A 9,490-nucleotide genomic window follows, 5' to 3' on the forward strand; every position below is an offset into this window, starting at 1 on the left:
GGAGTGGGGTGGTTGAGCGTGTGGGTGGGTGCGGGTGCTTCGTGGCTGGTCGCGCAGTTCCCCGCGCCCCTTAAAAGCGGCTGCCGTGCGGTTCGCTGGTAAGTGCGAGTGCGTCGCGGTTGAGCGCGCGCTTCCCCGCGCCCCTGAAAAGCGGCTGGCGTGTGACTCGCTGATAGGTGCGGGTGCGTCGTGGCTGAGCGCGCAGTTCCCCGCGCCCCTAAAAGCGAAAGACTGCGCCAGGCGCCCTTCAGGGGCGCGGGGAACTGCGCGATCGGCCCCCGCCGGGCCGCAGACCGCGACGGTCTCAGAGGACCCTGCGGCGGGACGTCTCGTACTCGGTGCGGTGGAGGGTTTCGCCCGGGGCCTCCGTCAGGGAGCGGAGGAAGTACGCCGTGAGGGCGCCGAGGAAACCGATGGCCAGCAGGCCGCGCAGGGCGGACTGCGCGTCCGGCGCCGGGCGCTGCGCGTAGCCCGCCCAGGTGTGGCGGAACGCGAGCGCGCTGCAGACGGCGAACGTCGTCACGACCAGGACGGTCACGAAGCCGCCCACGGCCGCGATCTCCAGGCCCTCGTACGCGAAGCGCAGGACCAGGCAGCCGGCCGCGATCGCGGCGAGCGCCCCCACGGCCACGGCGGCGCGGCGGACCGCGTAGCCGTGGCCGTGGTCCACCCACGTCGTCCCGAAGAAGCGGATCGGTTCGGGGCGCGGGCCCGCGGTGGTGTCCGGTGTGTCGCTCACCGGTCGATTATCGACCGGTGAGCCGGGTCCGGCCGGACCTCAGGCGCAGCGCGCCGCCACGTACCCGTCGCTGCCCGTGTCGACGTACGCGTCCGAGACGTACTCGCCGTTGGCGATGTTGTCCCAGATGTTCGTCGTGCCGTACGTGCCGCTCACCCGCTCGCCGGGCTTCTGGCAATTGATCGGCACCCGGGCGCCGAGCGGCAGCACCCGGACGAGCTGGTACTGCGTGCCGGGTCCGCTGCGGACGTTCAGGCGGACGCCCGCGGCCACCGGGTAGCGGACCGCCACCGTCTCCACGGCGCCGGCCGCATCCCCGACCGCCCCTCCGGCCGTGTCCTCGATCGTTCTCGTACCGTCCTCAACAGCCATCACTGTCACCCCCGTTGATGTGGTCGTGCACCCTCTGTCGCGGATTGCCCCCGCGACCCGCGCAGGCTAGCAAGCACGTCCGACATCGCACGCACCATCGACTAGGCTCCGTGCGTCGCGCTCGGCGGACACAGACACGGGGGTGGGCCATGGCCCCGCTGCGCAGCTTCGGACCCGGACGGGAAGCGGAACACCCGGACCATGCCGGGCAGTACCGCCTCGAATCCTGTCTGGGCGCGGGCGGCATGGGTGTGGTGCACCTCGCGACGTCCGCCTCGGGCCTGCGCCTCGCGATCAAGGTCGTGCATGCCGAGCACGCCGCGGACCCCGAGTTCAGGGCCCGCTTCCGGCAGGAGGTGAGCGCCGCCCGGCGGGTGAGCGGAGCCTTCACCGCCCCCGTGGTGGACGCGGACCCGGATGCCGCGCTGCCCTGGATGGCCACGCTGTTCATCCCCGGCCCCACCCTCGCCGAGCAGGTGAAGCGGAACGGTGCGATGGAGGCCGCCGAGGTGCGCAGGCTGGGGGCCGGCCTGGCCGAGGCGCTGCGCGACATCCACCGGGCCGGGGTGGTGCACCGCGATCTCAAGCCGAGCAACGTGCTGCTCGCCCCCGACGGCCCCAAGGTCATCGACTTCGGCATCTCGCGTCCGACGGACAGCGACGTGCGCACGGAGACCGGGAAGCTGATCGGTTCGCCGCCCTTCATGGCGCCCGAGCAGTTCCAGCGGCCGCGGGAGGTCGGGCCGGCCGCGGACGTGTTCGCGATGGGTGCGGTGCTGGCCCACGCGGCGACGGGCCGGGGCCCCTTCGACTCCGACAGCCCGTACATCGTGGCGTACCAGGTGGTGCACAACGAACCGGATCTCGCGGGCGTGCCGGACGACCTGGTGCCGCTGATCCTGCGCTGCCTCGCGAAGGATCCGGCCGACCGGCCGTCGCCCGCCGAGGTGATGGACGCCCTGCGGCAGCCGGTGCCCGCGCCGGCGTCCGCACCGGCGTCCGGGCCCCGCATCCCCGCCCAGCGGCGTTCCCCGGACGAGACGCACATCGGCGCTCGGCCGGCGTCGCGGGCACAGCAGCCGGCACCGGCCGCTCCCCCGCGGGCGCGCCGCCGGCCCGGGCGGGCCACGGTGGTCGGCGTCACGCTCGTGCTGGCCGCCGGGGGCGCGTTCGGCGTACGGGAGCTGGCCTCGTCCGGGACGACCGCGACCGGTCCCGCCGACGCGAGCCCCGGGGCGTTCCGGCCGTGGAGCACGGTCCTCGGCGGTACGCCGGGCGACGGGGCCGGAGCCGGTGCCGTGCCGCCCGTCTGCACGTCCGGCGGGGGCGCCCTCTACTGCTCGGCCCCCGGCGTCCCGGCGGCGCGCCTCGATCCTACGAACGGCCGGGTCGTGTGGTCGTACAAGGGCGAGGGCGAGGGGGAGAAGAAGGCGGAGGGTGACGGGTCGGACGGGGCCAAGACGCCGCCCGAGCTGTCCGGCGGGCTGCTGCACCTCACGGACGGCGGACGGCTCACCGCGGTCGACCCCCGGTCGGGTGCGCGGGAGTGGGACACCGGCATCTCCGCGTACGCGGCCGTCGTGCACGGGGCCGACACCACGCTCCTCGTCGGTGGGCACGGCGCCGTGCGGGCGCTGGACAGCGCGACGGGCGAGGAGCGCTGGAGCGCCCGGATCGGCGGTGTCGGCACCCAGTGGATCGGCGGTCCGGCCGGGGACGGAACCGCCCCCGGGGCCGGGTCGGGCTCGCGGTCGGGCGTCTTCTACGCGGTGACGCCTGCCGCGGACGGGACCGCCACGCAGGTGAGCGCGGTGTCCGCGGAGCGCGGCACCGTGCTGTGGACGAGGTCGGCGGCCGGGAACCTGAGCCCGTTCTCCGCGCCGGACGGCGCCCTGTACCTCCTGTCGACCGACGCCGACCAGCTGGTCGACGCGGTGGTCCGGTTCGACAGCGGGGAGCGCAGCGCCCGCCGGGTGTCGCTGCCGACCCCGCTGGACCGGGCGTCCGCCGCGCAGAGCGGCGGTGTCGCGTACCTGAGCGACGTGGGCGGCTCGCTCGTGGCCGTGGACACGCGCCGGGCCGGCAGGAGCGGGGCGGGCTCCGAGCTGTGGCGCCTGGAGACGTCGGTGAGCCGTCCGTCGCGGCCCGTGGTGTCGGGCGGGCGGGTGTACGTCACCGCTCCGGACGGCCGGCTGCTCGCCACGGACGCCGGCAGCGGTGAGCCGTTGGGGCAGACCCGCCCCCGGCTGGGCGGTGACACGGCACGGGTCGTGGCGGAGCTGTCCAGGCCGGTGGTCATGGACGGCGAGGMGTTCGCCGGCGCCCCCGACGGCAGCGTCTTCGCCGTGGACGCACGCGAGCCCGCCGGCTGGTGAACTCCGGGAACGGCGGACCCGCCCGGCGGTGAGGACCGGGCGGGTCCGTTCGAGAGGMGGGGCGGGGCCGGAGCCGGGTCAGCCGAGCTTCGAGACGTCGCGGACCGCGCCCCGGTCGGCGCTGGTGGCCATGGCAGCGTACGCGCGCAGGGCGGCCGAGACCTTGCGCTCGCGGGCGACCGGCGCGTACACCCCGCCGAGGGCCTCGCGGCGGGCCGCCAGTTCCTCGTCGGCGACCAGCAGCTCGATGCTGCGGTTCGGGATGTCGATGCGGATGCGGTCGCCGTCGCGGACCAGGGCGATCGTGCCGCCGGACGCAGCCTCGGGCGAGGCGTGCCCGATGGACAGGCCCGAGGTGCCGCCGGAGAAGCGGCCGTCGGTGACCAGGGCGCAGGTCTTGCCGAGGCCCCGGCCCTTCAGGAAGGAGGTCGGGTAGAGCATCTCCTGCATGCCGGGGCCGCCCTTGGGGCCCTCGTAGCGGATGACCACGACGTCGCCGTGCGTGATCTCCTTCTTGAGGATCTTGTCGACGGCCTCCTCCTGCGACTCGCAGACGACCGCCGGGCCCTCGAAGGTCCAGATCGACTCGTCCACGCCGGCGGTCTTCACGACGCAGCCGTCGACGGCGAGGTTGCCCTTGAGGACCGCGAGGCCGCCGTCCTTGGAGTACGCGTGCTCGGCGGAGCGGATGCAGCCGCCCTCCGCGTCCTCGTCGAGGGCCTCCCAGCGCTCGGACTGGGAGAAGGCCGAGGACGAGCGGACGCCGCCGGGCGCCGCGAACCACAGCTCCAGGGCCTCCGGGGAGGGCGAGCCGCCGCGGACGTCCCAGGTCTTGAGCCAGTCGGCGAGGGACGGGCTGTGCACGGCGTGCACGTCCTCGTTGAGCAGGCCCGCGCGGTGCAGCTCGCCGAGCAGGGCGGGGATGCCGCCGGCCCGGTGCACGTCCTCCATGTAGTACGTGCGGTCCTTCGCCACGTTCGGGGCGACCTTGGCCAGGCAGGGCACGCGGCGCGAGACGTCGTTGATCTCGTCCAGGCCGAACGGCACGCCCGCCTCCTCGGCGGCGGCCAGCAGGTGCAGGATCGTGTTGGTCGAGCCGCCCATGGCGATGTCGAGGGCCATGGCGTTCTCGAAGGCCGCGAAGGTGGCGACGTTGCGCGGCAGGACCGTCTCGTCGTCCTGCTCGTAGTAGCGGCGGGTGATGTCCATGACCGTACGGGCCGCGTCCTCGTACAGGCCCTTGCGGGCCGTGTGCGTGGCGAGGACCGAGCCGTTGCCGGGCAGGGACAGGCCGATGGCCTCGGTCAGGCAGTTCATGGAGTTGGCCGTGAACATGCCGGAACAGGAGCCGCAGGTCGGACAGGCGTTCTCCTCGATACGGAGGATGTCCTCGTCCGAGATCTTGTCGTTCACGGCGTCGGAGATCGCGTCGACCAGGTCCAGGGTGCGGACCGTGCCGTCGACCAGGGTGGCGCGGCCGGACTCCATGGGGCCGCCGGAGACGAAGACCGTCGGGATGTTCAGGCGCAGGGCGGCCATCAGCATGCCGGGCGTGATCTTGTCGCAGTTCGAGATGCAGATCAGGGCGTCGGCGCAGTGGGCCTCCACCATGTACTCCACGCTGTCCGCGATCAGGTCGCGGGAGGGGAGGCTGTACAGCATGCCGCCGTGGCCCATCGCGATGCCGTCGTCGACGGCGATCGTGTTGAACTCGCGCGGGATGCCGCCCGCGGCCGTGATGGCCTCGCTCACGATCCGGCCGACCGGCTGGAGGTGGGTGTGGCCCGGGACGAACTCCGTGAAGGAGTTGGCGACCGCGACGATCGGCTTGCGGCCGATGTCCGCGCCCGGTACACCGGAGGCGCGCATAAGGGCGCGTGCGCCCGCCATGTTGCGGCCGTGGGTGACTGTGCGGGACCTCAGCTCGGGCATCGTCGCTCGCTCCTTCGGAGAGTGTTGACTGCCGTCGAGCGTACGCCGCTCATCCAGGGTTCGGACATGATGTCCGGTATGCGGGACGGGCGTCTCGGGTTCCGGGTGGCGGCCGGTGCCCTCGGAGGGCTCTCAGAGACCGTCAAGGGGCCCTCAGGGACCGTCAGAGGGCTCTCAGGGACCGTCAGGGAGCCGTCAGGTGGGACTGGATCACCGGGGAGACTCGGGCGATGATCTGCTCCGGGTCCGCCGAGGCCAGGGGTTCCACCTTGATCACGTACCGCAGCATGGCGATGCCCACGAGTTGCGCGGCGGCCAGCTCGGCACGGAGTTCGGCGTCCGGGGAGCCCAGCTGGAGGGCGACGCGGCGCAGCAGCTGGGCGGAGATCAGGCGGCGGAAGACACCGGCGGCGGTCTCGTTGTTCATGGCGGAGCGGATGATCGCGAGCAGTGCCTTGCGGGTGGCCGGGTTCTCCCAGACCCCGAAGAAGAAGCGGGCCAGCCGCTCGCCCACACCGTCCAGGGGGCCCTCGCCGACCGAGCCGGGGGCGCTCAGGAGCGGTCCGATGGCGACCTCGATGGCCGCCTCGAAGACCTGCTCCTTGGTGCCGAAGTAGTGGTGCACGAGCGCCGCGTCCACGTCCGCCGCCTTCGCGATGCCGCGTACGGAGGTCTTCTCGAAGCCGCGCTCGGCGAACTCCTCGCGGGCCGCCGCCAGGATGCGGTCGCGGGCCGCGGGGCCGTCCGCGGCGTCCGTGCGGGAGGGCCGGCCACGGCGGCGCGGGGCGGAGGCGGCCTCGGCCGTCATGGGCGCGGGATCCGGGTCGTCATGGGCGCGGGATCCGGGCCGCCGAGGCGAGGTGGAGGCGGGTGAAGGCGAGGGCCTCCGCGAGGTCGGCCTCGCGCTCGGCGCCCGACATGGCCCGGCGGGTGTTCACCTCGATGACGACATGGCCGTCGAAGCCGGTCAGGGCGAGCCGTTCCAGCAGCTCGGCGCAGGGCTGGGTGCCGCGGCCGGGGACCAGGTGCTCGTCCTTGTTGGAGCCGTTGCCGTCGGCGAGGTGGACGTGGCCCAGGCGGTCGCTCATGCGGTCGACCATCTGGAGCGCGTCGGTGCGGGCCGTCGCGGTGTGGCTCAGATCGATCGTGAAGTGCCGGTAGTCGTCCTTCGTGACGTCCCAGTCGGGTGCGTAGGCGAGCATCTCGCGGTCGCGGTAGCGCCAGGGGTACATGTTTTCGACGGCGAATCGTACGTCCGTCTCGTCGGCCATCTGCCAGATTCCGGTGACGAAGTCACGGGAGTACTGGCGCTGCCAGCGGAACGGGGGGTGGACGACGACCGCGCTCGCGCCGAGCTTCTCGGCCGCCGCCCGGGCGCGCTGGAGCTTGGTCCACGGGTCGGTGGACCAGACGCGCTGGGTGATGAGCAGGCAGGGCGCGTGCACGGCGAGGATCGGGACGCCGTGGTAGTCGCTGAGGCGGCGCAGGGCCTCGATGTCCTGGCTGACCGGATCGGTCCACACCATGACCTCGACGCCGTCGTAGCCGAGGCGCGCGGCGATCTCGAAGGCCGTCGCCGTCGACTCCGGATAGACGGAGGCCGTGGACAGGGCGACCTTCGCATCCGGGATGCGCACGACTGGTTCTGCCACGGGGACAGGTTACGGGGTGGCTCCGTCGGGTGGCGGTGGGGGTTGCTCGCGCCGTTCCCCGCGCCCCTTAAAAGACTGCGCAGTTCCCCGCGCCCCCGAAGACAAAAGACTGCGCCGTTCCCCGCGCCCCTGAAACGCGTGCCCCCTCCTGCGTCCCTACGTCGTCATCTGGTCCAGGGTGCGGAGGATCACTCCTTCTCGGAGGGCCCAGGGGCATATGTCCACCGATTCCACCTCGAAGAGGGCCATCGCTCCCTCGGCCACGACGGCGCCGGCCAGGAGCTGGTTCGCGCGGCCCTCCGAGACGCCGGGGAGTTCGGCGCGTTCGGCGGTGGTCATGGCGGCCAGGCGCGGGACCCAGTCCTCCAGCGAGCGGCGCTTGAGCTCGCGCTGCACGTACAGGCCGTCGGCCGAGCGCGCGGCCCCCGCGAGGCGGGCGAGCTGCTTGAAGGTCTTGGAGGTGGCGACCACGTGGTCCGGGGCGCCGAACCGGCTGAACTCCCCGACGGTACGGGCGATCTGGGCCCGTACGTGGCGGCGCAGGGCCTTGACCTCCGACGGGTCCGCCGGGTCGGTCGGCAGCCACCCCGCGGTCAGCCGGCCCGCCCCGAGCGGCAGGGAGGCGGCCGCGTCGGGCRCCTCGTCCATCCCGTACGCGATCTCCAGCGAACCGCCGCCGATGTCCAGGACGAGCAGTTTCCCGGCCGACCAGCCGAACCAGCGGCGGGCGGCGAGGAAGGTCAGCCGGGCCTCCTCGGCGCCGGTGAGGACCTGGAGCTCCACCCCGGTCTCCTCGCGCACCCGGGCCAGTACCTCGTCGGCGTTGCCCGCCTCGCGCACCGCCGAGGTCGCGAACGGCAGCAGGTCCTCGACGCCCTTGTCCTCGGCGGCCTCCAGCGCGTCCTTGATGACGGCGATCAGTCTGTCGACGCCCCTGGAGCCGATCGCGCCGCTGTCGTCGAGGAGTTCGGCGAGCCGCAGCTCCGCCTTGTGCGAATGCGCGGGCAGCGGGCGCGCGCCGGGGTGTGCGTCCACCACCAGCAGGTGCACCGTGTTCGAACCCACGTCCAGGACACCGAGTCTCATGTACGGCACGCTACTGCGCCCGGGGGCCCCGGCCGTCCTCGAAGCGGTCATGGGCGACTTACTCTGGACGGGTGCCAAAGACGAAAAAGGCGAAGAGCGACAAATCGGCCAAGGATTCTGCCGCAGGGCCTGCGAAGGACGAGCTTCGGGTGAAGCCGTCCAAGCCCGGAAAGCTTCCGAAAGCTCCGAAGGACGACGAGAAGGGGCTCGACTTCGCGCGCGCGTGGGTGGAGTTCCCGGACCCGGCCGACGACGAGCAGGTCTTCCGCTGCGACCTGACCTGGCTGACCTCTCGCTGGAACTGCGTCTTCGGGAGCGGCTGCCAGGGCATCCAGGCGGGCCGCGCGGACGACGGCTGCTGCACGCTGGGCGCCCACTTCTCGGACGAGGAGGACGAGAAGCGCGTCGCGGACCACGTGGCGCGGCTCACGCCGGACATCTGGCAGCACCACGACGTGGGCACCGCGACCGGCTGGGTCTCGGAGGACGAGGACGGCGAGCGGCAGACGCGCCCGTACCAGGGGTCCTGCATCTTCCAGAACCGCCCCGGTTTCGCCGGCGGCATGGGCTGCTCGCTGCACATCCTGGCCGTCAAGGAGGGCCGCGAGCCCCTGGAGACCAAGCCGGACGTCTGCTGGCAGCTGCCGGTGCGGCGGACGTACGAGTGGATCGACCGGCCCGACGACACCCGCGTGCTGCAGGTGTCGATCGGCGAGTACGACCGCCGCGGCTGGGGCCCCGGCGGCCACGACCTGCACTGGTGGTGCACGTCGGCGACCTCGGCCCACGGGGCGGGCGACCCGGTGTACGTCTCGTACCGCCCGGAGCTGATCGAGCTGATGGGCAGGCCCGGCTACGACCGCCTGACGGCCCTCTGCGAGGAACGCCTGGCCTCCCAGCTCCCCCTCCTTGCACCACACCCCGCGGACCCGCAGATTCCTTCTGCCTGAGGCTGCGCAGACCCGCGCCCCGTCAGGAGCGCTGGTCTGCGCCCCGTAAGGGGCGCGGGGAACTGCGCGACCGGCCACGACGCTCCCGCGGACGAATGACGGCCTGCGGGAGCACTCAACTCCCCGACGGACTCGGCTCCCCGTCCCCGCCGCCGGGGGCCGACGCGGAACCGCCGTCGGACTCCGGCGGCGGCTCCGGTTCCGGATCCGCCGGGCTCGGCCCGCCCGTCCCGGGATCGGACGGCCCCGGTTCCGACGGCCCCGGACCGGACGGCGTCGGCTCGGGACCGGGCCCCGGACCGGAGGGTCCGGGCTGCGACGGCCCCGGGTCGGACGGCCCGGGCCCGGACGGCGCCGGCGGATCCGGCCGGGGCCGTCCGACCC

At 73.3% G+C, this 9,490-nt stretch carries 8 protein-coding genes; 2 read left to right on the forward strand and 6 right to left on the reverse strand.

Features of this window, described 5'->3' with window-relative positions; genetic code table 11:
- Positions 1-304: 304 nt before the first annotated feature.
- Both FGF04_RS17110 and FGF04_RS17115 read right to left on the reverse strand, forming a co-directional pair.
- A complete protein-coding gene (locus FGF04_RS17110; RefSeq protein ID WP_149512122.1) occupies positions 305-739 on the reverse strand; it encodes an EamA/RhaT family transporter in 435 nt (144 codons plus the stop codon).
- A 39-nt stretch (positions 740-778) separates the two neighbouring features.
- Positions 779-1,111, reverse strand: a complete 333-nt coding sequence (locus FGF04_RS17115; RefSeq protein WP_149512123.1) for a peptidase — start codon at positions 1,109-1,111, stop codon at positions 779-781.
- 149 nt (positions 1,112-1,260) lie between these two features.
- On the opposite strand from FGF04_RS17115, the gene FGF04_RS17120 reads away from it, so the two are divergent.
- Positions 1,261-3,486, forward strand: coding sequence for a protein kinase domain-containing protein (locus FGF04_RS17120; RefSeq protein ID WP_149512124.1), 2,226 nt, complete (start codon positions 1,261-1,263; stop codon positions 3,484-3,486).
- 78 nt (positions 3,487-3,564) lie between these two features.
- Here the strand turns inward: FGF04_RS17120 and ilvD are convergent, their stop codons facing one another.
- From ilvD to FGF04_RS17140, 4 genes are all read right to left on the reverse strand, one after another.
- Positions 3,565-5,418, reverse strand: coding sequence for a dihydroxy-acid dehydratase (gene ilvD / locus FGF04_RS17125; RefSeq protein ID WP_149512125.1), 1,854 nt, complete (start codon positions 5,416-5,418; stop codon positions 3,565-3,567).
- Positions 5,419-5,602: 184 nt separating this feature from the next.
- On the reverse strand, positions 5,603-6,226 hold the full coding sequence (locus FGF04_RS17130; protein ID WP_149512126.1) for a TetR/AcrR family transcriptional regulator: 624 nt from the start codon (positions 6,224-6,226) through the stop codon (positions 5,603-5,605).
- A 19-nt stretch (positions 6,227-6,245) separates the two neighbouring features.
- On the reverse strand, positions 6,246-7,070 hold the full coding sequence (locus FGF04_RS17135) for a sugar phosphate isomerase/epimerase family protein (protein ID WP_149512127.1): 825 nt from the start codon (positions 7,068-7,070) through the stop codon (positions 6,246-6,248).
- Positions 7,071-7,226: 156 nt separating this feature from the next.
- Positions 7,227-8,156: a Ppx/GppA phosphatase family protein gene (locus tag FGF04_RS17140; protein ID WP_149512128.1), complete on the reverse strand. Its 930-nt coding sequence runs from the start codon at positions 8,154-8,156 to the stop codon at positions 7,227-7,229.
- 71 nt (positions 8,157-8,227) lie between these two features.
- Here FGF04_RS17140 and FGF04_RS17145 point away from each other — a divergent pair, with 71 nt between their 5' ends.
- On the forward strand, positions 8,228-9,106 hold the full coding sequence (locus tag FGF04_RS17145) for a hypothetical protein (RefSeq protein ID WP_149512129.1): 879 nt from the start codon (positions 8,228-8,230) through the stop codon (positions 9,104-9,106).
- The last annotated feature ends 384 nt before the right edge of the window (positions 9,107-9,490 follow it).

Source organism: Streptomyces apricus, from assembly GCF_008369065.1.
GTDB classification, from domain to species: domain Bacteria; phylum Actinomycetota; class Actinomycetes; order Streptomycetales; family Streptomycetaceae; genus Streptomyces; species Streptomyces apricus.

Excerpts from the sequence above, each read along its gene's own strand:
- ilvD (WP_149512125.1), bottom strand. The coding sequence starts at position 5,418 with ATGCCCGAGCTGAGGTCCCGCACAGTCACCCACGGCCGCAACATGGCG.
- FGF04_RS17130 (WP_149512126.1), bottom strand. The coding sequence starts at position 6,226 with ATGACGGCCGAGGCCGCCTCCGCCCCGCGCCGCCGTGGCCGGCCCTCC.
- FGF04_RS17115 (WP_149512123.1), bottom strand. The coding sequence starts at position 1,111 with ATGGCTGTTGAGGACGGTACGAGAACGATCGAGGACACGGCCGGAGGG.